The 24,388-nt window shown below is 53.8% G+C and carries 21 protein-coding genes and 2 pseudogenes; 10 read left to right on the plus strand and 13 right to left on the minus strand.

From position 1 onward, the window contains the following. Positions 1-34: 34 nt before the first annotated feature. Both exbD and exbB read right to left on the minus strand, forming a co-directional pair. Positions 35-460, minus strand: a complete 426-nt coding sequence (gene exbD / locus ACE15A_RS20520; protein ID WP_023248555.1) for a TonB system transport protein ExbD — start codon at positions 458-460, stop codon at positions 35-37. A 6-nt stretch (positions 461-466) separates the two neighbouring features. Then, the gene (exbB, locus tag ACE15A_RS20525; RefSeq protein ID WP_023248556.1) at positions 467-1,201 is read right to left on the minus strand and encodes a tol-pal system-associated acyl-CoA thioesterase; all 735 of its coding nucleotides are present in this window, start codon (positions 1,199-1,201) and stop codon (positions 467-469) included. 251 nt (positions 1,202-1,452) lie between these two features. On the opposite strand from exbB, the gene metC reads away from it, so the two are divergent. Both metC and yghB read left to right on the plus strand, forming a co-directional pair. After that, entirely contained in the window at positions 1,453-2,640 is a 1,188-nt protein-coding gene (gene metC / locus ACE15A_RS20530) for a cystathionine beta-lyase (RefSeq protein WP_023248557.1), read from the plus strand. A gap of 139 nt (positions 2,641-2,779) precedes the next feature. After that, on the plus strand, positions 2,780-3,439 hold the full coding sequence (gene yghB, locus ACE15A_RS20535; protein WP_023248558.1) for a DedA family general envelope maintenance protein YghB: 660 nt from the start codon (positions 2,780-2,782) through the stop codon (positions 3,437-3,439). Between the two features lie 63 nt (positions 3,440-3,502). On the opposite strand, the gene ACE15A_RS20540 is transcribed toward yghB, so the two are convergent. Beyond that, complete coding sequence (locus tag ACE15A_RS20540) at positions 3,503-4,402, minus strand: AraC family transcriptional regulator (RefSeq protein ID WP_023248559.1); 900 nt, start codon at positions 4,400-4,402, stop codon at positions 3,503-3,505. A 192-nt stretch (positions 4,403-4,594) separates the two neighbouring features. Between ACE15A_RS20540 and yqhD the strand changes: the two genes are divergently transcribed. The 4 genes and pseudogenes from yqhD (at position 4,595) to ACE15A_RS20560 (ending at position 8,849) form a co-directional block, all read left to right on the plus strand. Beyond that, the gene (gene yqhD, locus ACE15A_RS20545) at positions 4,595-5,758 is read left to right on the plus strand and encodes an alcohol dehydrogenase (protein ID WP_053508205.1); all 1,164 of its coding nucleotides are present in this window, start codon (positions 4,595-4,597) and stop codon (positions 5,756-5,758) included. Positions 5,759-5,863: 105 nt separating this feature from the next. After that, on the plus strand, positions 5,864-6,691 hold the full coding sequence (gene dkgA / locus ACE15A_RS20550; protein ID WP_053508206.1) for a 2,5-didehydrogluconate reductase DkgA: 828 nt from the start codon (positions 5,864-5,866) through the stop codon (positions 6,689-6,691). A gap of 166 nt (positions 6,692-6,857) precedes the next feature. After that, positions 6,858-8,343: pseudogene (locus ACE15A_RS20555) on the plus strand (DASS family sodium-coupled anion symporter). Positions 8,344-8,387: 44 nt separating this feature from the next. Further along, complete coding sequence (locus tag ACE15A_RS20560) at positions 8,388-8,849, plus strand: HIT family protein (RefSeq protein WP_023248562.1); 462 nt, start codon at positions 8,388-8,390, stop codon at positions 8,847-8,849. Positions 8,850-8,973: 124 nt separating this feature from the next. Here ACE15A_RS20560 and ACE15A_RS20565 read toward each other — a convergent pair. The 5 genes and pseudogenes from ACE15A_RS20565 to ACE15A_RS20585 all read right to left on the minus strand — a co-directional run bounded on the left by ACE15A_RS20565 (position 8,974) and on the right by ACE15A_RS20585 (position 16,514). Further along, positions 8,974-11,145: pseudogene (locus tag ACE15A_RS20565) on the minus strand (YgiQ family radical SAM protein). Positions 11,146-11,253: 108 nt separating this feature from the next. Continuing rightward, positions 11,254-12,666: a cell division protein FtsP gene (gene ftsP, locus ACE15A_RS20570; protein WP_053508210.1), complete on the minus strand. Its 1,413-nt coding sequence runs from the start codon at positions 12,664-12,666 to the stop codon at positions 11,254-11,256. Between the two features lie 73 nt (positions 12,667-12,739). Further along, complete coding sequence (gene plsC, locus ACE15A_RS20575) at positions 12,740-13,477, minus strand: 1-acylglycerol-3-phosphate O-acyltransferase (RefSeq protein ID WP_053508212.1); 738 nt, start codon at positions 13,475-13,477, stop codon at positions 12,740-12,742. A 256-nt stretch (positions 13,478-13,733) separates the two neighbouring features. Further along, on the minus strand, positions 13,734-15,992 hold the full coding sequence (parC, locus tag ACE15A_RS20580) for a DNA topoisomerase IV subunit A (RefSeq protein ID WP_053508214.1): 2,259 nt from the start codon (positions 15,990-15,992) through the stop codon (positions 13,734-13,736). Positions 15,993-16,121: 129 nt separating this feature from the next. Next, positions 16,122-16,514, minus strand: a complete 393-nt coding sequence (locus ACE15A_RS20585; protein WP_023248566.1) for a YgiW/YdeI family stress tolerance OB fold protein — start codon at positions 16,512-16,514, stop codon at positions 16,122-16,124. A gap of 151 nt (positions 16,515-16,665) precedes the next feature. Here ACE15A_RS20585 and qseB point away from each other — a divergent pair, with 151 nt between their 5' ends. From qseB to ACE15A_RS20605, 4 genes are all read left to right on the plus strand, one after another. Next, positions 16,666-17,325: a quorum sensing response regulator transcription factor QseB gene (gene qseB / locus ACE15A_RS20590; RefSeq protein ID WP_053508216.1), complete on the plus strand. Its 660-nt coding sequence runs from the start codon at positions 16,666-16,668 to the stop codon at positions 17,323-17,325. Further along, the gene (gene qseC, locus ACE15A_RS20595) at positions 17,322-18,671 is read left to right on the plus strand and encodes a quorum sensing histidine kinase QseC (RefSeq protein ID WP_053508218.1); all 1,350 of its coding nucleotides are present in this window, start codon (positions 17,322-17,324) and stop codon (positions 18,669-18,671) included. Before qseB ends, qseC begins: the two co-directional genes overlap by 4 nt. Positions 18,672-18,778: 107 nt before the next feature. Next, positions 18,779-19,360 (plus strand): NAD(P)H-dependent oxidoreductase, encoded by a 582-nt coding sequence (locus ACE15A_RS20600; protein WP_053508220.1) that lies wholly within the window; start codon positions 18,779-18,781, stop codon positions 19,358-19,360. Positions 19,361-19,391: 31 nt separating this feature from the next. Further along, positions 19,392-19,706, plus strand: coding sequence for a putative quinol monooxygenase (locus tag ACE15A_RS20605; RefSeq protein ID WP_000958589.1), 315 nt, complete (start codon positions 19,392-19,394; stop codon positions 19,704-19,706). A 124-nt stretch (positions 19,707-19,830) separates the two neighbouring features. Here the strand turns inward: ACE15A_RS20605 and parE are convergent, their stop codons facing one another. The 5 genes from parE to nudF are packed head-to-tail and all read right to left on the minus strand — an operon-like array spanning position 19,831 to position 24,235. Then, the gene (parE, locus tag ACE15A_RS20610) at positions 19,831-21,723 is read right to left on the minus strand and encodes a DNA topoisomerase IV subunit B (protein WP_000195315.1); all 1,893 of its coding nucleotides are present in this window, start codon (positions 21,721-21,723) and stop codon (positions 19,831-19,833) included. A 27-nt stretch (positions 21,724-21,750) separates the two neighbouring features. Further along, complete coding sequence (gene yqiA, locus ACE15A_RS20615; protein WP_000105725.1) at positions 21,751-22,332, minus strand: esterase YqiA; 582 nt, start codon at positions 22,330-22,332, stop codon at positions 21,751-21,753. Next, positions 22,332-23,159, minus strand: coding sequence for a 3',5'-cyclic-AMP phosphodiesterase (gene cpdA / locus ACE15A_RS20620; protein WP_023248569.1), 828 nt, complete (start codon positions 23,157-23,159; stop codon positions 22,332-22,334). The genes yqiA and cpdA overlap by 1 nt, the downstream gene beginning before the upstream one ends. A gap of 24 nt (positions 23,160-23,183) precedes the next feature. Continuing rightward, positions 23,184-23,606 (minus strand): DUF1249 family protein, encoded by a 423-nt coding sequence (locus ACE15A_RS20625; protein WP_000833404.1) that lies wholly within the window; start codon positions 23,604-23,606, stop codon positions 23,184-23,186. Then, positions 23,603-24,235, minus strand: a complete 633-nt coding sequence (gene nudF, locus ACE15A_RS20630; protein ID WP_023248570.1) for an ADP-ribose diphosphatase — start codon at positions 24,233-24,235, stop codon at positions 23,603-23,605. Before nudF ends, ACE15A_RS20625 begins: the two co-directional genes overlap by 4 nt. Positions 24,236-24,388 lie beyond the last annotated feature (153 nt).

The raw sequence follows: 24,388 nt of genomic DNA on the forward strand, positions 1-24,388 counted from the left end.
TCGCCTTACCCGGCCTACAGCGTCAGCAGAATACTTATTTCGCTTTTGCGGTCTCTTCGCCAACCAGACCAATCTTGAGATAGCCCGCCTGATGCAGCATATCCATCACTTTCATCAGGGTTTCATAATCTACGGTTTTATCCGCGCGGAAGAAAATCGTAGTATCCTTTTTCCCTTCCGTCAGGGCCGTTAGCTCGGCAATCATCGTATCATCCGTCACCGGATCGTTACCGATAAACATGGTGTTATCCGCTTTCACCGACAGATAAATCGGTTTTTCCGGGCGCGGCTGCGGCGTACTGGTAGAAGCGGGCAGATTCACCTTGACATCCACCGTCGCCAGCGGCGCAGCCACCATAAAGATAATCAACAGAACCAACATGACATCGATAAACGGCGTCACGTTGATTTCATGCATTTCACCGTTGTCATCCAGGTTTTCGTTAAGACGCATTGCCATGACGCATTACCCTACCCGTAATTTCTGCGCGGCGCGTACCGGCTGCGCGCAGGCGCTCGCATTTAGATCGAGATCGCGGCTTTGCAGCAGCAATACCTGCGCCGCTACGTCGCCCAGCGTTGCTTTGTAACTGCCTATCTGACGTGCGAAGATGTTGTAAATGACGACCGCCGGGATCGCGGCTACCAGCCCAATCGCCGTCGCCAGCAGCGCTTCCGCAATACCAGGAGCGACCACCGCCAGGTTGGTAGTCTGCGTTTGCGCAATACCGATGAAGCTATTCATAATGCCCCATACGGTACCAAACAACCCGACGAAGGGGGAAATGGCGCCGATCGTCGCCAGATAACCGTTGCCTCGTCCCATGTAGCGGCCAACCGCCGCGACGCGACGTTCCAGACGGAAGCCGGTACGTTCTTTAATCCCTTCGTTATCTTCGCTGCCCTGAGAGAGTTCCAGCTCATTCTGCGCTTCATTGATGAGCTGCGCGCTGAGGCTTTTTGCGCTGAAACCTGCCGCAATATCGGAAGCCTGATCTAAGGAGCGCGCATCGGCTAATTGCAGTTGTTCACGCTTTAAGCGGCGCTTTTGAGTGAAAAATTCAACGCTTTTACTGAAGAAGATAGCCCAGGTGACGACCGACGCCAGAATCAGACCAATCATCACGCACTTCACGACAATATCGGCGTGCTGATACATACCCCAGACGGAAAGATCCGTCTGCATCAAATTATTACCCACTCTGTATCTCCAGGACGCAAATCACAAAATCTGAGCATAATAATATCAAAACGACGTCGAATTGATAGTCGTTCTCATTACTATTTACATACTGCCGCACCTTTGATGCTTTTTCTTTGCGCTTACGCAGTAAAAAAGTCACCTGTTTTTATTTTGGCAAAATTTTCATCTGTATCACACGTAGCCAGGATGCAGATTGTTATATTCATGCTAGTTTAGACATCCAGACGGTTAAAATCAGGAAGCGCAACATGACGGATAAACAGTTGGATACCAAACTGGTAAACGCAGGACGCAGCAAAAAATACACGCTTGGCTCAGTGAATAGTGTGATTCAACGCGCTTCTTCACTGGTATTTGACACCGTCGAGGCCAAAAAACACGCCACCCGCAATCGCGCCAACGGCGAATTATTTTACGGACGTCGGGGAACGCTGACCCACTTTTCGCTCCAGGAAGCCATGTGTGAACTGGAAGGTGGCGCCGGATGCGCGCTCTTCCCGTGCGGCGCGGCGGCGGTCGCCAACACCATTCTGGCATTCGTTGAACAGGGCGACCACGTCCTGATGACTAACACAGCCTATGAACCCAGCCAGGATTTCTGCAGCAAAATTCTCGGCAAACTGGGCGTGACGACAAGCTGGTTCGACCCGCTCATCGGCGCGGATATCATGCAACATATTCAGCCGAACACGAAAGTCGTATTTCTGGAATCCCCCGGCTCTATTACCATGGAAGTACATGATATTCCGACCATTGTCAGTGCGGTGAGACGCGTCGCGCCAGAAGCCGTCATCATGATGGATAATACCTGGGCAGCTGGCGTTCTGTTTAACGCGCTGGAGTTCGATATCGATATCTCTATCCAGGCAGGCACCAAGTATCTGATTGGTCATTCTGACGCGATGGTCGGTACTGCCGTTGCAAATGCGCGCTGCTGGGAACAATTGCGGGAAAACGCCTATCTGATGGGGCAAATGCTCGACGCGGACACGGCTTACATGACCAGCCGCGGTCTGCGCACGCTCGGCGTCCGACTACGCCAGCATCATGAAAGCAGCCTCAAAATCGCCGCGTGGCTGGCGAACCATCCTCAGGTCGCGCGCGTTAATCATCCGGCCCTGCCGGGTAGCAAAGGTCATGCGTTCTGGAAACGAGACTTTACAGGCAGCAGCGGTCTGTTTTCCTTCGTGCTCAATAAAAAGCTGACCGAGGCAGAATTATCAGCCTATCTGGATAACTTTTCGCTGTTCAGTATGGCCTACTCCTGGGGAGGCTACGAATCGCTGATTCTCGCCAATCAGCCGGAACAGATCGCCGCGATTCGTCCCGCAGGCGGCGTAGATTTTACCGGTACGCTGGTCCGGGTGCATATTGGTTTAGAGAATGTTGATGATTTAATCGCTGATTTAGCCGCCGGATTCGCCAGAATTGTGTAAAGTTGCCGCAGATGGACATATATGCAGACAATTTCCGTGGAAAAGTCTGCGTTTGTTGCGTCCGGGATCAAGGCATCCCGGGCGATTCAGGAGTACAATAGGCACATAAAAGCGTAAATGCTGTTCCACAGGAAAGTTCATGGCTGTCATTCAAGATATTATCGCTGCGCTCTGGCAACATGATTTTGCCGCGCTGGCGAATCCACACGTTGTCAGCGTCGTCTACTTTGTCATGTTCGCCACGCTATTTTTAGAAAACGGTCTGCTGCCAGCGTCATTCTTACCCGGCGATAGTCTGCTGCTACTGGCAGGCGCGCTGATCGCCCAGGATGTGATGCATTTTTTGCCAACAATTGGCATTCTCACCGCCGCGGCCAGTCTCGGCTGCTGGCTAAGTTATATCCAGGGACGCTGGCTCGGTAATACGCGTACCGTCAAAGGCTGGCTGGCGCAGCTTCCGGCAAAATATCATCAGCGCGCCACCTGCATGTTTGACCGTCACGGTTTGTTAGCGTTGCTTGCCGGGCGTTTTCTGGCGTTTGTCCGCACTCTGCTGCCAACGATGGCGGGTATTTCCGGCCTTTCCAACCGCCGGTTTCAGTTTTTTAACTGGTTAAGCGGCCTGCTGTGGGTGACTGTCGTGACCAGCTTCGGCTACGCGCTCAGTATGATCCCGTTTGTTAAGCGCCATGAAGACCAGGTAATGACATTTTTAATGATCCTTCCCATCGCGCTATTGGTCGCCGGGCTGTTAGGTACGCTGGTCGTGGTGATTAAAAAGAAATACTGTAACGCCTGAGGCATCCATAACCGGCCAGGATGGCCCGGTTACGCTTCGTTGGCCTGTGGCGGGATGACCCACTTAGCTCCCTTGCATTGTCCGCATTCTTGCCGCATCTTCGCCCGGCGTCACGCCAAAATAACGTTTAAACTCCCGGCTAAACTGCGATGCGCTCTCATAGCCGACCCGCATCGCCGCGGCGCTGGCCTTCATACCGTCGTGAATCATCATCATCCGCGCCTTATGCAGTCGGTAGCTTTTTAAATATTGCAACGGCGAGGTGCTGGTGACCGCCTTAAAATTATGGTGAAATGCCGACACGCTCATGTTCGCTTCTGCCGCCAGTTGCTCAACATTCAGATTCTCAGTGTATTTCATTTCGATCTGTTTAAGTACGCGACTGATCAGGCTAAAGTGCGTCTGACGACTAACCAGTGCAAGCAGCGCCCCGCCGCGCGGCCCCATCAGCACATGATAAAGAATTTCGCGAATAATCTGTTTTCCCAGAATCCGCGCATCCAGCGGGCGCTCCATCACATCCAGCAACCTTTCCACCGCGCATAAAATCTCGTCCGACAGCGTGGCGGAGTTAATCCCGCTGGCCGCCATCGGCAACTGGAAACGCTCATCTTCGCCAATGTCCATGAGCAACTCTTGCAGTTGCAGCACATCAATGTCGATCCGAATACCGGCCAGCGGTATCTCCGGCGTCGCCCAGGTCTCGCATTCAAAAGGGAGCGGAACGGTCAGTAAAAGATATTCATTAGCGTCGTAACGAAACTCGCGTTCATTAATATAGCCAATTTTATGGCCGGAAAAGAGAAATATGATGCCAGGCTGATACATGACCGGCGTGCGCGGTCCCGGCTCAACGCCATATAACAGACGAATACCCGGTAGTCGCTCGCTGATTATTTTATCATTATTTTTCAAATAATTAATTTTATCCGCTAGCTGTAAGCAAATTGCTTCACGATTCATAACGCGCCATTCTTTTATCAAATCCACTCCGCTGGATTGTGCGCATTTTTAGCGATTTTCTCCAGCATTCTGGAGAAATAGGCAAAACATTGGCAGAAATGTGCATTGAGAGACATCTATCACAAGACCACAATGATGACCATCAGGCAGACAGCCGTCTGCCCTCTTTTTACCCATATAAGGGAATGAGCAATGAACAATTTTAAATTACATACACCTACCCGCATTCTGTTTGGTAAAGGCGCAATCGTCGATCTTCGCGATCAGATCCCGCAGGACGCCCATGTGCTGATTACCTATGGCGGCGGTAGCGTGAAAAAGACCGGCGTACTGGCGCAAGTTCAGGAGGCGTTAAAAGGGCTGGACGTTAGGGAGTTTGGCGGTATCGAACCGAACCCGTCCTATGAAACGCTGATGAAGGCCGTTCAGCTTGTACGCGACGAAAATATTACATTCCTGCTGGCCGTTGGCGGCGGCTCCGTACTGGACGGCACCAAATTTATCGCCGCAGCGGCGCAGTATGCGGACGGCGTCGATCCGTGGCACATTCTGGAAACCGGCGGTACTGAGATTCGTAGCGCAATCCCGATGGGGTCCGTGCTGACCCTGCCGGCAACCGGCTCAGAATCGAACGCCGGCGCAGTCATTTCCCGTAAAACCACTGGCGATAAACAGGCCTTCCACTCCTCGTTCGTGCAACCGGTATTTGCCGTACTCGATCCGGTCTACACTTATACATTACCGCCGCGCCAGGTTGCGAACGGCGTCGTGGATGCTTTCGTCCATACCGTTGAGCAGTACGTCACTTACCCGGTTAACGGCAAAATTCAGGATCGTTTCGCCGAAGGCATTTTACTCACACTGATCGAAGAAGGTCCCAAAGCGCTGCAAGAGCCTGAAAACTATGACGTCCGCGCTAACGTGATGTGGGCCGCCACTCAGGCGTTAAATGGCCTGATTGGCGCTGGCGTTCCGCAGGACTGGGCGACGCATATGCTGGGTCATGAGCTTACGGCGATGCACGGTCTCGATCATGCCCAAACGCTGGCTATCATTCTGCCTGCGCTATGGAACGAAAAACGCGACGTTAAACGCGCAAAACTCCTGCAATACGCTGAACGTGTATGGAATATCACCGACGGTTCCGACGACGAACGTATTGATGCCGCCATTGCCGCCACCCGCCATTTCTTCGAACAAATGGGCGTGCCTACCCACCTGTCCGATTACGGTCTGGATGGCAGCGCTATTCCGGCACTACTGGCCAAACTTGAGGCGCATGGATGCACAAATTTAGGTGAAAATCAGGATATTACGCTGGATGTCAGTCGTCGGATTTACGAAGCGGCGCGCTAAGGTTTTTTCGCCTCTGACTTTCGTTTTTGGCCATTTCGTCCAGACTTAAGTCACTTAGTCTCGCCGGACCCGACTCCGGCGAGCCAATTAAAAGAGGAACACATCATGGCTAATCCAACCATTATCAGGCTACAGGATGGCAACGTAATACCACAACTTGGACTGGGAGTCTGGAAAGCAAGCAATGAAGAGGTGATCGCGGCGATTCATAAAGCGCTGGAGGTGGGCTATCGATCGATTGATACCGCCACTGCGTATCAGAATGAAGAGGGTGTCGGTAAAGCGTTAAAAGAAGCGAACGTGGCGCGGGAAGAACTGTTTATCACCACCAAGTTGTGGAATGACGATCAAAAACGTCCCCGCGAAGCCCTGCAGGAGAGTCTGAAAAAACTGCAGCTTGATTATCTCGATCTCTATCTGATGCACTGGCCCGTACCGGCTATCGATCACTATGTGGAAGCCTGGAAGGGCATGATCGCGCTGCAAAAAGAGGGGCTGGTAAAGAGTATCGGGGTCTGTAACTTTCAGATCCATCACCTCCAGCGTCTGATCGATGAAACCGGCGTTACCCCCGTAATCAACCAGATCGAGCTACACCCCTTGATGCAACAGCGCCAGCTACATGCGTGGAATGCGACGCATAAAATCCAGACCGAATCCTGGAGCCCGCTGGCGCAGGGCGGCGAAGGCGTATTCGATCAGAAAGTGATTCGCGAGCTGGCGGATAAATACGGCAAAACGCCCGCTCAGATTGTTATTCGCTGGCATCTGGACTGCGGGCTGGTCGTCATCCCGAAATCCGTCACCCCTTCCCGTATCGCGGAAAACTTTGCTGTCTGGGATTTCCGTCTCGATAAAGATGAATTAGGCGAGATCGCAAAACTGGATCAAGGAAAACGCCTCGGTCCCGATCCGGATCAGTTCGGCGGCTAAGCCGGACTTACCGCGCTTCATGCCCGACGATTTCGTCGGGCTTTTTTGCATTCCGAAATATTAAGAAACAATTGGCGCACATTTAACAGTATATTTCCCCCGCGCACAAGCGCAGCATTATTCTGATTTTATGAAAATTTATTCATATTAATTATCATCTTACTTAATGCATATAAAATATTTATGGATGTGTGATTGTGGCGGAAAAAAAATCTCAGGGCGTCAAATGGCTCCCATTCATTCTTATTCTGGTGATCGCCGCCGGACTGTGGCAGCTAACGCCCCCTTCCGGGTTAAGCGCGCCGGCCTGGCATTCCGCGATTATTTTTGTCGCGACGATCGCCTCAATTGTGGCGAAAGTGCTGCCTATTGGCGCGGTCGGTATTATCGGCATCACCGTCTTTGCGCTCGCCTATGCCGCCGGCGATAAAACGGCCAGCGGCGCGATTACCACGGCATTGAGCGAGCTGAACAGTTCACTGATCTGGCTTATCGTCGTGGCATTTATGATTGCCCGTGGGTTTATCAAAACCGGGCTGGGTCGGCGTATCGCCCTACAAATGATCCGTCTGTTAGGTAAACGAACGCTGGGCCTGGCCTATGGCCTGGCGTTTGCCGATCTGATCCTCTCCCCCGCGATGCCCAGTAACACTGCGCGCTGCGGCGGCGTGATTTACCCGATCGCCGACTCGCTGGCGCGCAGCTTTGATTCACATCCGGAAGATGAGTCTCGCAGTAAAATCGGCACCTTTCTGATCACCTGTATTGGCAATGTTAACGACGTCACCGCCGCACTGTTTATGACCGGTTATACGGGTAATCTGCTGGCGGTAAAACTGGCGGCGAACGCCGGCGTTACGTTGAGCTGGGGAAGCTGGTTTATCGCAGCGCTCCTGCCTTGCCTGGTCTCTCTTCTTATCGTCCCGCTGCTGGTCTACTGGCTGACGCGTCCGGAGATTAAACATACGCCGAATGCGCCGGATCTGGCGCGCAAAGAGCTGGCGCAAATGGGCAATATGGCGCGCGGCGAGTGGCTCATGCTGGCGACCGTCGGCGTGTTACTGGTGCTGTGGATTTTTGGCGACACGCTTGGCGTGGATGCCACAACGGCCTCTTTTGTCGGTCTCTCAATTTTATTACTGAGCGGCGTGCTCACCTGGGAAGACGTTAAAAGCGAAAAAGGCGCCTGGGATACGTTGATTTGGTTCGCCGCGCTGCTGATGATGGCTAACCAGTTGAAGAAACTAGGATTCACCAGTTGGTTTGGCAACCTGATTGGCGACAGCATCGGCAGTACGATGCATGGAACCAGTTGGATGATCATCCTGCTGCTGCTTAACGCAGCCTATTTTTATACCCACTATTTTTTCGCCAGCGGCAACGCGCAAATCGCCGCGCTGTATGCGGTGTTTCTGGGCGTCGGTCTGCATCTGAATATACCGGCGGCGCCGATGGCGCTTATGCTGGCGTTTACCAGCAGCCTGTACTGCTCTCTTACGCAGTATACCCACGCACGCGGCCCTATTCTTTTTGGCGCCGGCTATGTACCGACGGGCGTCTGGTGGCGAACGGGATTTATTATCAGCCTCTTTAATCAGGCGGTCTTTTTGACAGTCGGCCTCGCATGGTGGAAAGTGTTAGGGTTGTATTAAACGCTTAACGCATCGATAAGCCCCTCGGTTAACGGAGAAATGGAATGACCTGCATTTTCTGTCAAATAGTTGAAGGTAAAGCGCCTTGTCATAAAGTTTGGGAAGATGAGCATCACCTGGCTTTTTTGTCCATTTTTCCGAATACCGATGGGTTTACCGTAGTGATCCCGAAAAAACATTACCCCAGCTACGCGTTCGATCTACCACCGCAGGCGCTGGCGGACCTGATGCTGGCGACGCAAAAAGTGGCGAAACTGCTGGATAAGGCGTTTGTGGATGTGGGCCGTACCGGGATGTTTTTTGAGGGATTTGGCGTCGATCATGTGCACAGTAAGCTAAGTCCGATGCACGGCACAGCTAATCTGAGTGAATGGAAACCTATCGAATCGCGACAGAATAAATTTTTCGAGCGCTACGAGGGGTATCTCTCATCGCACGATCATGAACGGGCGGGTGATGAAAAACTGGCCGCGCTGGCGGCCAGAATTCGGCAAATCCAGGCGTAATCGTTGCCGGATGCGTTCGGCCTGGGTCGATCTGTGGGCCTGATAAGCGCAGCGCCATCAGGCAAAATAATCGCTGGATGGCGGCTTCGCCTTATCCAGCCTGATAGGATACCTGTAAAACCGTTTAACGCCCCGCGCCTTTCCCGCGCTTCTTATTAGCAGCAAGCCCCTGTCGCTGATGCGCCACTGGCGTATGTTTGGTCAACGCCGGGCGGGTGTTGCGGTTCTGGCGACGCGCTTCGCGCATCTCTTCAACGGTCGGCGCAGGCACCAGACACTCACGGCGACCGCCAATCAAATGCTTTTTCCCCATCGCTTCCAGCGCCTGGCGAATCAGCGGCCAGTTCGCCGGATCGTGATAACGCAGCAGCGCCTTATGCAGGCGACGTTGCTTATCTCCCTTCGGCACCACCACATCTTCACTCTTATAACCAATCTTACCCAGCGGGTTTTTGCCGGTGTAATACATGGTGGTCGAATTCGCCAACGGTGACGGGTAGAAGTTCTGCACCTGATCCAGACGGAAGCGGTGGCGCTTCAGCCACAGCGCCAGATTCACCATATCTTCGTCCCGCGTGCCCGGATGCGCGGAGATAAAATACGGGATCAGATACTGTTCTTTTCCGGCCTGTTTAGAGTAAAGGTCAAACAACTCTTTAAAGCGATCGTAGCTGCCCATACCCGGTTTCATCATTTTCGACAGCGGACCTTCTTCAGTATGCTCCGGCGCAATCTTCAGATAGCCGCCCACATGATGGCTCGCCAGCTCTTTAATGTAGCGAGGATCTTCCACGGCGATGTCGTAGCGCACGCCGGAGGCAATTAAGATTTTCTTAATGCCTTTCAGCTCGCGGGCGCGGCGATAAAGATTGATCGTCGGCGTATGGTCAGTATCCATATGCGGACAGATATCCGGATACACGCACGACAGGCGACGACAGGTCTGCTCCGCACGCGGCGACTTACAGCGCAGCATATACATGTTCGCGGTAGGACCACCCAGATCGGAGATCACGCCGGTAAACCCCGGCACCGTGTCGCGGATCGCTTCGATCTCGTTGATGATAGAGTCTTCCGAGCGGCTCTGAATAATGCGTCCTTCATGTTCGGTGATCGAGCAGAAAGAGCAGCCACCAAAGCAGCCACGCATGATATTGATCGAAAAGCGGATCATCTCATAGGCCGGAATGCGGGCATTGCCTTAAGCCGGGTGCGGTACGCGCTGATACGGCAGCGCAAACACGCTATCCATCTCTTCAGTGGAGAGCGGTATAGCGGGCGGGTTAATCCAGACATAGCGATCGCCGTGCTTTTGCATCAGCGCCCGCGCGCAGCCAGGGTTAGTTTCGTGATGCAGAATACGCGACGCATGGGCGTACAGCACCTTGTCGCCTTTCACCTTTTCAAAGGATGGCAACAGGATATAGGTTTTTTCCCACGGCTTCGGACGCGGCGGCTGCACGGTAATCGCCTTAGCTTCCTGCTTTTTCGGCGCGACCGGCTTGTTATCCGCGCACGGCAGATCCTCGCCATAGGGATGGGGGATTGGATCGATTTTACCCGGCGTGTCCAGACGAGTGGAGTCGACGCCGCTCCAGCCAGGCAGAGCTTCTTTAACCATAATCGCAGTGTTACGCACGTCGCGAATCTGATCGATGGTTTCACCCATTGCCAGACGGTGCGCCACTTCCACCAGCGGACGCTCACCGTTGCCGAACATCAACATGTCGGCTTTGGAATCGACTAACACGGAACGGCGCACAGTATCAGACCAGTAGTCGTAATGCGCGGTACGGCGCAGACTGGCCTCAATGCCGCCGAGGATCACCGGTACATCTTTCCACGCTTCTTTGCAACGCTGGGTATAGACCAGAGTGGCTCTGTCCGGGCGCTTGCCCGCCACGTTATCTGGCGTATAGGCATCGTCGTGGCGCAGTCGGCGATCGGCCGTGTAACGGTTGATCATCGAGTCCATATTACCGGCGGTGACGCCGAAAAACAGGTTCGGTTTGCCCAGACGCATAAAGTCGTCTTTGCTGTTCCAGTCCGGCTGAGCGATGATACCGACGCGGAAGCCCTGGGATTCCAGCATACGGCCACAAATGGCCATGCCGAAACTCGGATGATCGACATACGCGTCGCCCGTCACCAAAATAATGTCGCAGCTATCCCAGCCAAGTTGATCCATTTCGTCACGTGACATCGGCAAAAACGGCGCCGGCCCAAAGCAGGCGGCCCAGTACTGCGGCCAGGAGAAAAGGTCGCGATCCGGTTGGATCAGGGATGTTGCGCTCATAGTGCTTCCAAAAATGGTAAAAAAATAATCAAAGGCCGGGGATTATAAGCCGGAACGAAGGAGAAATCGAAAGGTATTCACCTCTCGCCCTGACGGGCGAGAAAAGGATTATGGCACCGGGTTTACCAGCATCTGCCCAATCGAGCCGCGATCCGCCATTTCCAGCGTCTGGCTGTTGAAATAGAACGGGAAGTGCGGCCAGGACGGCTGACCGTAGTAGACCAGCAATTCGACTTGCCCATCCACCCAGACGGTATCTTTCCAGCCTCTATCCTCCGGGAACGGCATAGCGCCGTTGACGTTACGAATCAGGAAAGAGACGCCCTCAATATGGAATGATTGCGGCATATCGGCGCGTACCGTCCAGCGCTCCCAGGAGCCTTGCTGGGCGGTAATATCAATGCGATTCACATCCCACAGTTGGCCATTGATCCCCGGATCGTCGCCAAGACTAATGTCCCGGCTGCGGATAGGCGCGCCGCTCATGATCTCCGTCGGCAACAGACGCATCGGCAGATTATCGGTCACCAGCGGCAGCAATCCGGTTGGCCGCAACGTCAGCACCAGGGTAGAAACCAGAATACTGGAAGGCTCAAAGAAACCGCGAATCCGATCGACTATGCTGGCCGCTTCCCCACAGGTGATCGAGACTTCATCCCCGTTAGTCATATCAACCAGGATCTCACGTCGCTCGCCGGGCGCCAGTGACAACTGTTTGACGGAAACCGGCGCAGGTAAAAAGCCCTGATCGCCTGAAATCACATGCAGCGCCCGGCCATCGCTCATCTGGAGCTGATACCGGCGCGAGTTCGAGGCGTTCAATAACCGTAACCGCACCCAGCCGCGGGACACTTCGACATAGGGGCTTTGCGCGCCGTTCACCAGCAACGTATCGCCGACAAAACCGCCGCTTCCCGGTTCGCTGTACTCCGGCGTCCCAAAGTTATCCAGCCGCTTATCCTGGATAATGACGGGAAAATCATCCACGCCGTAATGGTTCGGAATGGGCAGCGTTTTACTGATGTCGTCTTCGACCAGCCACATTCCGGCCAGGCCGTTATACACCTGCTGCGCAGTGCGGTTAGGCGTGTTGGCGTGATACCACAGCGTCGCGGCGCTCTGGCGAATCGGCAACACTGGTGCCCAGTCGGCGTTCGGCGACATCATACGCGCTGGCCCCCCCATCAGCGGCCCCGGCACCAGTAAACCAGCAACCGTCATGGAGACATTTTCCGCCAGACGGTTGCTATAGATGAGTTTAACGTCATCGCCTTTCCAGACGCGGATTGTCGGCCCCAGATAACGACCGTTTACTCCCCAAACCGGCGCGCGCGTGCCCTGCGTGAAAGACCAGTGCGCTCGCTGTAGCGTCATAAATAGCGGCTGTCCGCGACGGGACTCCAGCAACGGCGGAACAGGCAACGGCTGCTGCTGACCGGCAGCATTCGCCCTGAAGGGAATCGCGCCTGCACATAGTGCGATTCCCGATGCCTGAAGAAACTGACGCCGACTGAATGACATATAAGCTCCATGTAAAACAGGCTAAAGAGTTGTGCCTGAAAAAATGATTTCTACAATAACAGAGTAAGATCGCTTAAACCTTACCGGCCGCTTCACGTTCCGCAACCTCTTTATCAAGTTCCGCGATTTTTTGCTCCATTAACGCACGGCAATGGGCTGCCAGCTCGCGAACCTGATCTTTACCATATTTGCTGACGTCGACTGGCGGCAGCATTTCCACAATCACCAGTCCGTTGTTCAGGCGGTTTAGATTGACTTTGTTAGAGGTGTTGGAAACGCAGATAGGAATGATCGGCACGCCAGCCGCGATAGCCGCATGAAACGCGCCGGTTTTAAACGGCAGCAGACCGCGTCCCCGACTACGCGTACCTTCAGGGAACATCCAGATAGAAATACGGCGCTTTTTAAAATGGTTAACCACTGCCGCAATGGTGCTATGCGCTTTGGCGCGGTTATTACGGTCAATCAGCAGATTACCGGTCAGCCAGTACAGTTGCCCAAAAAACGGGATCCAAAGCAGGCTTTTTTTCCCCACCGTCACGGTTGGCGGTTGCACAATATTCGCCGCCGTGACCATATCATAATTATTCTGGTGGTTAGCGATATAGATAGCATTGCCATAGCTTTCCGCGTCTGCGGGTTTGCGGCACTCCACTTTCAGGCCAAACAGCGGGGCCAGGCGACCGAACATATGTCCAAACGTCGCCACGTGTTTTGGGTTACGTGGGCTGAAAAGGCAGTAAATAGAACCGAAAACACAGACCAGAATGGAGTAAATAACGGTAACAATAAGACGAAAAATATATAGCATAACAACCTCTGAAGGCCTAAGAGCCCGGCATTCTACGTCACCTGAAATTCAGGTTAGGATTTTGGTAAGTGTGGCTCTCTGGAAAAACGTATTGTTAATCGCAATGCACGAATAAACAACGGTTTTACGGGAAATTTTAATGTTAATCCGATCTGAAACCGTAGGCCGGATAAGACGCTACTGCATCATCATCCGGCAACGGCAGAGCGCCGGATGGCGGCATAAATGCCTTATCCGGCCTACGAGTGACACCTTCTTACTCTTCACTGTCGCCATGTCTTACGCGATGCGGTGAATCAATCTCAATACGATCGATACGCTGCAGGCCGCGCATTAATGTGCCGCGGCGTCCGCGTTCGCCGACCACCTTCTGTAACTCTTCAGGACGCAGTTTGATTTTGCGCTTCCCGACATGGATAGTCAGAGTGCTTTGCGGCGGCAACACGTACAGATGCGCCAGACCATCATCGCCTTTCGCCGCCTCCGCTGACGGAATATTAATGATCTTATTTCCTTTGCCTTTCGACAGTTGCGGCAGAGAGTCTACCGGGAACATCAACATACGTCCGGCCTGGGTAATCGCCAGCAGCATATCGTGCTCGTCTTCAATCACCAACGGCGGCATGACGTGCGCGTTTTCCGGCAGAGTAATCAACGCCTTACCGGCACGGTTACGGGCAACCAGATCGTTAAACGTACAAACGAAGCCGTAGCCCGCATCCGACGCCATCAGCAGTTTCTGGTCATCGCCTTCCATCAGCATATGCTCTACGGTCGCCCCCGGCGGCAGCGTCAGTTTGCCGGTCAGCGGCTCGCCCTGCCCGCGCGCCGACGGAAGCGTAATGGGATCAATAGCATAGCTACGCCCGGTGGTATCAATAAACACCACCGGTTGATTGCTCTTACCTTTCACCGCGGCTTTAAAGCTGTCGCCCGCTTTATAGTTAAGCCCCGGCGCATCAATATCATGACCTTTGGCGCTGCGCACCCAGCCCATCTGCGACAGCACGATAGTCACCGGTTCGGACGGCAGCATATCGTGTTCGCTCATCGCTTTAGCTTCTTCACGCTCATGCAGCGGAGAACGGCGATCGTCGCCATAGGCATCGGAATCCGCCTGTAGCTCTTTTTTCAGCAAGGTATTCATTTTGCGTTCGGAGGCGAGAATGCCCTGCAACTGGTCACGCTCTTTTTCCAGCTCGTCCTGCTCGCCACGAATTTTCATCTCTTCCAGCTTGGCGAGATGACGCAGTTTCAGTTCGAGGATTGCTTCCGCCTGGGTCTCGGTGATGCCGAAACGCGACATCAGCGCGGGTTTTGGTTCGTCTTCGCTACGGATAATCTCAATCACTTCGTCGATGTTGAGAAACGCCACCAGCAGACCTTCGAGGATATGCAGGCGCTTGAGGACCTTCTCCAGACGATAGTTGAGGCGACGACGTACCGTATCGCGGCGAAACGCCAGCCATTCGGTCAGGATCTCCAGCAGGTTTTTCACCGCCGGGCGACCATCCAGACCGATCATGTTCAGGTTAATACGGTAGCTTTTTTCCAGATCGGTGGTGGCGAACAGATGGTTCATCACCTGCTCCATATCCACACGGTTGGATCGTGGCACAATCACTAAACGCGTCGGGTTTTCGTGATCCGATTCATCGCGCAGATCGTCCACCATCGGCAGTTTTTTATTACGCATCTGCGCAGCAATCTGCTCCAGCACTTTCGCGCCGGACACCTGATGCGGCAGCGCGGTGATCACCACGGCGCCGTCTTCTTTGGTCCATACCGCGCGCATGCGCACGGAGCCACGCCCGTTTTCGTAAATTTTACGAATTTCCGCACGTGGGGTAATGATCTCCGCTTCGGTCGGGTAATCCGGCCCCTGGACGATATCCAGCAACTGATCCAGCGTCGTTTTCGGCTGCTCAATCAGCGTAATCGCCGCTTTCGCTACTTCGCGCAGGTTATGCGGCGGAATATCTGTTGCCATCCCCACCGCAATACCGGTGGTGCCGTTCAGCAGAATATTCGGCAGACGCGCCGGTAACATTTTCGGTTCCTGCATGGTGCCATCGAAGTTAGGCACCCAGTCCGCCGTCCCCTGACCGAGTTCCCCCAGCAGGAGTTCCGCATATTTAGACAGGCGAGATTCGGTATAACGCATCGCGGCGAACGATTTCGGATCGTCAGGCGCGCCCCAGTTTCCCTGCCCGTCGACCAGCGGATAACGGTAAGAAAACGGCTGCGCCATCAGCACCATCGCTTCATAACAGGCGCTGTCGCCATGCGGATGATACTTACCCAGCACGTCGCCGACGGTACGGGCGGACTTTTTAAACTTGGCGCTGGCGTTAAGGCCCAGTTCAGACATCGCGTAGACGATGCGACGCTGAACGGGTTTCAGACCATCACCAATAAACGGCAACGCCCTGTCCATGATGACGTACATGGAATAATTCAGATAGGCGTTTTCCGTGAATTCATGCAGCGCAAGGCGCTCTGCCATCTCGCTCATTGATTGTGATTCCTCAACTGTTAGCCCGAACAATACCCGGTATCTCTCAGGCAATATTGCCGCAGATACTACCCTATCTGGCGCGTTGAGTCACAAAGAAAAGGGCCGCGAGCGCGGCCCTGATGGGGTTTATTTGGCAACTTTAGAGATCTGTTTTACGTCAATTTCAACGGAATTCCAGTCCTTATCCACTTCGCCCTGAATTTCAACGGTATCCTGCGGGGTTACGGTCAGGCCGTTCCAACGCTTGTGGTCAATATCCACATTGATAGTACCGGTAGCATCTTTAAACAGATACAGGTCGTCGGAAATGCGCTCGACGATATTCCCGCGCAGCGTTACCCACGCATCGTCACGCAGCGATTTAGCGCTCTCTACCGTCGTGCTGCTGCCGTTCGGGCCGACAAATCCGCCGCCTTGCGTTTGCGTCGCCGACGGGCCGGAGAAGCCGCCCTGCTGAGCCGCCAGAACCGGGGTAGAACACAATGCCATAACGGCAACGATTGCAGCTAATTTTTTCATGATTACTTTTCCCTTTCATGTCGTTTCAGATCCATTTAATAAGTTAATCCTTAACAACTTCTTAAGGCAAAAAAAGATTCTTTTTTTCTGTACATCGCCTGCGGCGACAAGGTTAACTGACGGTAACGCGAGTTACCGCAGGGAAGAACAGATGCGAATTTTACTGGTAGAAGATGACACACTTATTGGCGATGGCATAAAAGCGGGCCTGAGTAAAATGGGTTTCAGCGTCGACTGGTTTACCGAGGGACGTCCGGGCAAAGAGGCGCTTTACAGCGCGCCTTATGATGCGGTCATTTTAGATTTGACGCTGCCAGGGATGGACGGACGGGATATTTTGCGCGAATGGCGCGAAAAGGGTAAACAGGAACCGGTACTGATCCTGACGGCGCGCGATGCGTTAGCAGAGCGCGTCGAGGGGCTACGTCTGGGCGCCGATGACTATTTATGTAAACCTTTTGCGCTCATTGAGGTCGCAGCCCGTCTGGAGGCGCTGGTACGCCGCGCCAGCGGTCAGGCCAGTAGCGAATTGCGCCACGGCCAGGTGACACTCAATCCAGGTAATCTCGTCGCGACACTTGCCGGCGAACCTCTAGCCCTAAAACCGAAAGAGTTCGCGCTGCTGGAACTGTTAATGCGCAACAAAGGTCGCGTGCTGCCGCGCAAGCTTATTGAAGAGAAGCTGTATAACTGGGATGACGACGTGTCCAGCAATGCAGTGGAAGTCCATGTTCATCATTTACGCCGCAAGCTCTGCAGCGAATTTATTCGCACCGTACACGGCATCGGCTACACCCTGGGTGACGCATGAAATTGACGCAACGTCTTAGCCTGCGCGTCAGGCTGACGCTTATTTTCCTGATTCTGGTCTCCATCACCTGGGCAATTTCCAGTTTTGTGGCCTGGAGAAAGACGACGGATAATGTCGACGAGTTGTTTGACACACAGTTGATGCTGTTCGCCAGACGGCTTAGCACCCTCGATCTTAACGAGATCAACGCCCCGCAGCGCATGGCGCATACGCCAAAGAAATTAAAACATGGGCATATCGATGACGATGCGCTGGCGTTCGCCATCTTTTCCGCTGACGGCAAAATGTTGCTGCATGATGGCGATAACGGTCAGGATATTCCGTATCGCTATCGCCGGGAAGGTTTCGACAATGGCTATCTGAAAGATGACAACGACCTCTGGCGTTTTTTGTGGTTGAACTCGGCGGACGGTAATTATCGTATCGTCGTCGGTCAGGAGTGGGATTACCGCGAAGATATGGCGCTGGCGATCGTGGCGGCGCAATTAACGCCGTGGCTGAGCGCCCTTCCCTTCATGCTACTGATTTTATTACTCCTGCTTCACCGCGAGCTCAGACCGTTGAAGAAGCTGGCGCAGGCGCTACGTTTCCGATCGCCGGAATCGGAGACACCGCTCGACGCCAAAGGCGTACCGAGCGAGGTTCGCCCACTGGTCGAAGCACTTAATCAGCTTTTTAGCCGCATCCACTCCATGATGGTGCGCGAACGGCGATTTACCTCCGACGCCGCCCATGAATTGCGCAGCCCGCTGGCCGCGCTGAAAGTACAAACCGAGGTGGCGCAACTCTCGGGAGACGATCCGCTGACGCGAGATAAAGCGCTGACCCAGCTCCATGCGGGGATCGATCGCGCCACGCGGCTGGTCGATCAGCTACTGACGTTATCGCGCCTCGATTCGCTCGATAATTTGCAGGATGTGGCGGAGATTTCGCTGGAAGAGCTGCTGCAGTCCGCGGTGATGGACATTTATCATCCGGCGCAGCAGGCGAATATCGACGTGCGTTTACAGCTTAACGCCCATGACGTCATACGTACCGGTCAGCCGCTACTCTTAAGCCTGTTAGTGCGTAACCTGCTGGATAATGCGATTCGCTACAGTCCGCAAGGCAGCGTCGTCGACGTTACCTTACATGCCCGCAGCTTCACCGTCAGAGATAACGGCCCCGGCGTAGCGCCAGAGATTCTGACGCATATCGGCGAGCGTTTTTATCGCCCGCCTGGCCAAAGTGTGACCGGCAGCGGTCTGGGATTATCAATAGTCCGCCGCATCGCTACGCTGCACGGCATGACGGTGTCGTTTGGCAACGCCGCGGAAGGTGGATTTGAGGCCGTAGTACGCTGGTAGCAGAGACTTTTGCCAAAAACGCAAAAGACTTTGCACATTTTGCTAATTTCACCGTACCGCCCGTCAGCGTAGAATCAGCAGCAAACGCATTCCTTAGAGGGAAAATAATGAGCAACATACTGATTATCAACGGGGCGAAAAAATTCGCGCACTCCAACGGCCAGTTGAATGACACCCTGACCGAAGTTGCCGATGGGCTTCTGCGCGATCTGGGTCATCAGGTTAAGATCGTCCGTGCCGACAGCGATTATGACATTAAAGAAGAGGTGCAGAATTTCGTCTGGGCTGACGTGGTGATTTGGCAGATGCCAGGCTGGTGGATGGGCGCGCCGTGGACAGTAAAAAAATATATGGATGATGTCTTTACCGAAGGTCACAGCACGCTCTATGCCAGCGATGGCCGCACGCGTTCCGATGCCGCGAAAAAGTACGGTTCCGGCGGTCTGGTGCAGGGGAAAAAATATATGCTGTCACTGACGTGGAATGCGCCAATGGAAGCATTTACCGAAAAAGATCAGTTTTTCCACGGCGTAGGCGTAGATGGCGTCTATCTGCCATTCCATAAAGCCAACCAGTTCCTGGGCATGGACGCGCTGCCAACGTTTATTGCCAACGACGTGATTAAAATGCCGGATGTTCCGCGCTATACCGCAGAATATCGCAAGCATCTGAGCGAAATTTTTGCTTAACTGGTCATCCTGGAATTAGAAGGAGTTAACCATGCTTACCGTCATTGCCGAAATTCGCACACGTCCGGGCCAACATCACCGTCAGGCCGTCCTCGATCAGTTTGCGAAAATCATTCCAACCGTTCTTAAAGAAGAGGGTTGCCACGGTTACGCGCCGATGGTGGATCATGCCGCGGGCGTGAGTTTTCAGACTGTAGCGCCTGACTCGATCGTGATGATTGAACAGTGGGAAAGCGTTGCGCACCTTGAGGCGCATCTGCAAACCCCACATATGAAAGCCTATAGCGACGCGGTAAAAGACGATGTGCTGGAAATGAATATTCGTATTCTGGAATCCGGCGTTTAAGTTATTACCATCGTCTGACGTAGCCCTGATGAGATGCGCAAGTGTCGCCATCAGGCTACGGCGTCATGCCAGATTCGCTTATCCGGCCTGCGGTGTGCAGACCGGATAAAGCGTGCAACAACCGTTACACATCCAGATCCGCGAGATCGCCTTTTTCCTGTAGCCAGTTGCGTCGATCTTCAGAACGTTTCTTCGCCAGCAGCATATCCATCATCGCGTTAGTACGCTGATCGTCTTCATCGCTAATGGTGAGCTGCACCAGGCGGCGAGTATTCGGATCAAGCGTGGTTTCGCGTAACTGCATCGGGTTCATTTCACCCAGGCCTTTAAACCGCTGTACGTTCGGCTTGCCTTTCTTACGCTTCAGTTGTTCCAGTACGCCCGCCTTCTCTTCTTCCGTCAGCGCGTAATAGACCTCTTTACCCAAATCAATACGGTATAGCGGCGGCAGCGCGACGTAGACATGTCCATTCTTCACCAGCGCGCGGAAATGTCGGACAAACAGCGCGCAAAGCAGCGTAGCGATGTGCAAACCATCGGAGTCCGCATCCGCCAGGATACAGATCTTGCCGTAGCGCAGCTGACTCAGATCGTCGCTGTCCGGATCGATACCGATCGCCACGGAAATATCATGCACCTCTTGCGAGGCCAGCACTTCATCGGAAGAGACTTCCCAGGTGTTAAGGATCTTACCTTTGAGCGGCATGATCGCCTGATATTCGCGATCGCGCGCCTGCTTGGCGGAACCGCCTGCCGAATCCCCTTCCACAAGGAACAGCTCGGTCCGATTAAGATCCTGCGCGGTACAGTCCGCCAGTTTCCCCGGCAACGCCGGACCACTGGTGAGCTTTTTGCGCACCACTTTTTTTGCGGCGCGCAGTCGCCGCTGCGCGCTGGCAATCGCCATCTCTGCCAGTTGTTCCGCCGCCTGCACGTTCTGGTTCAGCCACAGGCTGAAGGCATCTTTCACCACGCCGGAAACAAATGCCGCACATTGACGCGACGACAGACGCTCTTTAGTCTGCCCGGCAAATTGCGGGTCCTGCATTTTCACGGAGAGCACATAAGCGCAGCGATCCCAGATATCTTCCGCCGACAGTTTAACGCCGCGCGGCAGAATATTGCGGTATTCGCAAAATTCGCGCATCGCGTCGAGCAGGCCCTGGCGCAGACCGTTGACGTGCGTCCCCCCCTGCATGGTCGGGATCAGGTTGACGTAGCTTTCCGTCAGTAATTCGCCGCCTTCCGGCAGCCACAATAGCGCCCAGTCAACCGCTTCCGTTTCACCGTTAAAATTACCGATAAACGGTTTTTCCGGCAGCGTCAGCAGGCCGTTTACCGCTTCGCCCAGATAGTCGTTCAGGCCATCCTGGTAGCACCAGCGCTGCTCGCTGTTATTCACTTCATCTTTAAAAGTGATTTCCACGCCGGGACACAGCACCGCTTTTGCTTTCAGAACGTGCATTAAGCGAGAGACAGAAAAACGCGGGCTGTCGAAGAAACTTTCGTCGGGCCAGAAATGGACGCTGGTGCCAGTATTACGTTTACCGCAGGTGCCGACAACCTGCAAATCCTGCACTTTTTCGCCGTTTTCAAACGCGATGTTATAGACCTGACCGTCGCGGCGCACGGTCACTTCCACGCGCTTTGACAGGGCATTCACTACCGAAATCCCCACCCCATGCAGACCACCAGAGAACTGATAGTTCTTATTGGAGAATTTACCGCCGGCATGAAGCCGACAGAGGATCAGTTCTACCGCCGGAACCCCCTCTTCCGGATGGATATCCACCGGCATCCCGCGTCCGTCGTCAATCACTTCCAGCGATTGATCGGCATGTAAAATGACATCCACGCGTTTGGCGTGACCTGCCAGTGCTTCATCCACACTATTATCAATCACTTCCTGCCCCAAGTGGTTGGGGCGGGTCGTATCGGTGTACATCCCCGGGCGGCGGCGTACCGGCTCAAGCCCAGTGAGTACCTCAATGGCATCAGCGTTATAAGTTTGCGTCATGGTTTAATTAGCAATTCGAATTGATTGTCAGCAACTGTGCAGTCCAAGAAAATCGACAATCTGGTTGAAATAATCTTCGAAGCCCGTGAATGCGTGATTACCTCCCTCGGTCACTGTCTGACGGCAGGAGGCGTAATATGCCACCGCCTGGCGGTAATCCAGCACTTCATCGCCCGTCTGTTGCAGTAGCCAGATCAGGTCCGGCGCTTCCAGCGGGTCAATCTGCATGACTTTAAGATCATAAATATGGCGAGACTCTAGCACATATTGCTGTCCGGTGTAGGGGTTCTCGTTCTGACCGAGATAGTCGGTCAGTAATTCAAAGGGCCGCACCGCCGGGTTGACGACCACAGCCGGTAGCATAAAACATTGCGACAGCCAGGTGGCGTAATAACCACCCAGTGACGATCCTACCAGCCCTAATGGCGCGCCGCCATGCTCAAGCACGAGAGACTCCAGTAGCTCCGCCGCATCGGCAGGATACGGCGGTAGTTGAGGGACGATCATCTCGACGTGTGGATGACGCTCCGCCAGCCAGTTTTTTAGCTGGCACGCTTTTGCCGAGCGAGGGGAACTGTTGAATCCGTGCAAATAGAGAAGCGTAGACATCAGTATCCTTCCGAAGCGGTATCGGGTCGGAACCGGGTATCCTGCAGGCGATGCACTTCCGTCTCCAGGACGCCGTTCGCCTGAAGCACCAGCGTACGCCAGCCCGGCGCGATAGTATCCAGCGTAAAGTTCGCGCAGTGCGGTTTAAACTGTACACAGGTTGACGGCGACGCCAACAGACGGCGTCCGTTCCAGTCGAGATCCAGCTCCTGGTGAATATGTCCGCATAACAGATACTTCACACGCGGGAAATTCGCCAGCACGCTATCCAGCTCACCGGCATTACGCAAGCTGTGCTGATCCAACCAACTGCACCCTGCCGGCAACGGATGGTGGTGCAAAAGGAGCAATGTCTGTCTCTCTGGCGCATCGGCGAGCTTACGCTCAAGCCATTCCAGTTGGAACTCGCTCAGTTCGCCATGCGGAACGCCAAACACCTGGCTATCCAGCAACAAAATCTGCCATTGTTCGCCGATTAACACGCGTTTAGCCGGGGAAATCCCCGCTTCTTGCAGCGCGCTGTACATTGCCGGCTGAAAATCATGATTGCCCGGCAGCCAAACGCAAGGCGCGCGAAAACTTGCGATACCCTCAGCAAAATGCTGATAAGCCGCAGCGGATTGATCCTGCGCCAGATCGCCGGTCGCCACGATCAGATCATATTCATACTGTTGCGCCCGAATAGCCTCCAGCACGGCCTGGTAACTTTCCCAGGTATTGACGCCTAACAGCGTTTCATGCTTTTCGGCAAACAGGTGAGTATCTGTAATTTGTAAAATCCTGACTCGGGCCTCACCAGCCAGAGGTAGGGTTAACAGGCTTTCCAAATGGTGTCCTTAGGTTTCACGACGCTAATAAACCGGAATCGCCATCGCTCCATGTGCTAAACAGAATCGTAGCCAGTCGGCCAGAAACTGATTAATTTGATGCTTTTCGTCGCGTTGATGCAACTTTTTATTTGGATAATCATACCGCGCTTTGAAGCGAAAGATCTGCTGGCTTGAACACACTTCAGCCACCATCGCATCATGGTAGAGGCGCACCGTCAGCGACGGCAGGCTCCAGTAGGTGATGGCTGGCGCCGTTTGCTCGATCGTTACAAGCGTAGTGTATCGGGTCGATTCCACAATCGTTAACCGATATTGTACGTTGCCCACCTGATAGCTCACCGTTTCACCGGGTGCGTCATTGCGCGGCAACAAGCGGCGCAATTGCGAAAAATTGGTTTCGCACAGACGCATCATTTCAGGGAAGTCAGGTGTATAACGCTTCATTTTTTCCACTCGTTTTTTAACTCTTGATGATGTAACTGAAGCCATTGCAAAGCGATGACTGCGGCTGCGTTGTCGATTTTCCCCTCTTCTACCCACTGGTATGCCTGCTCCCGGCTTACCACATGAACCCGAATATCTTCGTTTTCATCCGCCAGACCGTGAATACCTACCGCGGTCGTGGCGTCCACTTCACCCACCAGAATAGATGAGCGCTCGCTGGTTCCTCCAGGACTCGCCAGGTAACTGATAACCGGTCGGGTGCGGCCCACGGTCAGCCCCGCTTCTTCCATCGCCTCACGCCGGGCGACCGCCTCAATGGTTTCGCCTTCTTCTATCATGCCAGCGACCATCTCCAGCAGCCACGGCGTAACGCTTGTGTCATACGCGGCAATACGAATCTGTTCGACCAGCACCACCTCGTCGCGTTCAGGGTCAAAGGGTAGCAAGACGGCAGCGTGCCCGCGCTCAAAAATTTCGCGCTTTACTTCGCCACTCATTTCTCCGTTGAATAAACGATGGCGGAATCGATACATATCTAATGAAAAAAAACCGCGGTAGCGCGTTTCCCGTGCAATAATTTCTACATCGCTTTTGGTGAAAGTAACTGGCAAGTTGTCTGATTTACGCATTGTGCTGCCCTGCTAGCAATAATGATTAAATGATGAATTTCAAGGGTGGTTGACTGCTGTTTTATCACCCTTGTGGTAAATTGGTGCCAATTAAGGCTCGTATGGCACGTAACGCCAACTTTTTGCAGTGGCGGATTCTGCTAGAATCAGCAA

This window comes from Salmonella sp. HY31 (genome assembly GCF_042604575.1).
Taxonomy (GTDB): Bacteria; Pseudomonadota; Gammaproteobacteria; order Enterobacterales; family Enterobacteriaceae; genus Salmonella; species Salmonella diarizonae.

What these genes read in the sequence shown, in the direction of transcription:
- exbD (WP_023248555.1), bottom strand. Translation starts at nt 460, where the DNA reads ATGGCAATGCGTCTTAACGAAAACCTGGATGACAACGGTGAAATGCAT.
- metC (WP_023248557.1), top strand. Translation starts at nt 1,453, where the DNA reads ATGACGGATAAACAGTTGGATACCAAACTGGTAAACGCAGGACGCAGC.
- yghB (WP_023248558.1), top strand. Translation starts at nt 2,780, where the DNA reads ATGGCTGTCATTCAAGATATTATCGCTGCGCTCTGGCAACATGATTTT.
- ACE15A_RS20540 (WP_023248559.1), bottom strand. Translation starts at nt 4,402, where the DNA reads ATGAATCGTGAAGCAATTTGCTTACAGCTAGCGGATAAAATTAATTAT.
- yqhD (WP_053508205.1), top strand. Translation starts at nt 4,595, where the DNA reads ATGAACAATTTTAAATTACATACACCTACCCGCATTCTGTTTGGTAAA.
- dkgA (WP_053508206.1), top strand. Translation starts at nt 5,864, where the DNA reads ATGGCTAATCCAACCATTATCAGGCTACAGGATGGCAACGTAATACCA.
- ACE15A_RS20560 (WP_023248562.1), top strand. Translation starts at nt 8,388, where the DNA reads ATGACCTGCATTTTCTGTCAAATAGTTGAAGGTAAAGCGCCTTGTCAT.
- ftsP (WP_053508210.1), bottom strand. Translation starts at nt 12,666, where the DNA reads ATGTCATTCAGTCGGCGTCAGTTTCTTCAGGCATCGGGAATCGCACTA.
- plsC (WP_053508212.1), bottom strand. Translation starts at nt 13,477, where the DNA reads ATGCTATATATTTTTCGTCTTATTGTTACCGTTATTTACTCCATTCTG.
- parC (WP_053508214.1), bottom strand. Translation starts at nt 15,992, where the DNA reads ATGAGCGAGATGGCAGAGCGCCTTGCGCTGCATGAATTCACGGAAAAC.
- ACE15A_RS20585 (WP_023248566.1), bottom strand. Translation starts at nt 16,514, where the DNA reads ATGAAAAAATTAGCTGCAATCGTTGCCGTTATGGCATTGTGTTCTACC.
- qseB (WP_053508216.1), top strand. Translation starts at nt 16,666, where the DNA reads ATGCGAATTTTACTGGTAGAAGATGACACACTTATTGGCGATGGCATA.
- qseC (WP_053508218.1), top strand. Translation starts at nt 17,322, where the DNA reads ATGAAATTGACGCAACGTCTTAGCCTGCGCGTCAGGCTGACGCTTATT.
- ACE15A_RS20600 (WP_053508220.1), top strand. Translation starts at nt 18,779, where the DNA reads ATGAGCAACATACTGATTATCAACGGGGCGAAAAAATTCGCGCACTCC.
- ACE15A_RS20605 (WP_000958589.1), top strand. Translation starts at nt 19,392, where the DNA reads ATGCTTACCGTCATTGCCGAAATTCGCACACGTCCGGGCCAACATCAC.
- parE (WP_000195315.1), bottom strand. Translation starts at nt 21,723, where the DNA reads ATGACGCAAACTTATAACGCTGATGCCATTGAGGTACTCACTGGGCTT.
- yqiA (WP_000105725.1), bottom strand. Translation starts at nt 22,332, where the DNA reads ATGTCTACGCTTCTCTATTTGCACGGATTCAACAGTTCCCCTCGCTCG.
- ACE15A_RS20625 (WP_000833404.1), bottom strand. Translation starts at nt 23,606, where the DNA reads ATGAAGCGTTATACACCTGACTTCCCTGAAATGATGCGTCTGTGCGAA.
- nudF (WP_023248570.1), bottom strand. Translation starts at nt 24,235, where the DNA reads ATGCGTAAATCAGACAACTTGCCAGTTACTTTCACCAAAAGCGATGTA.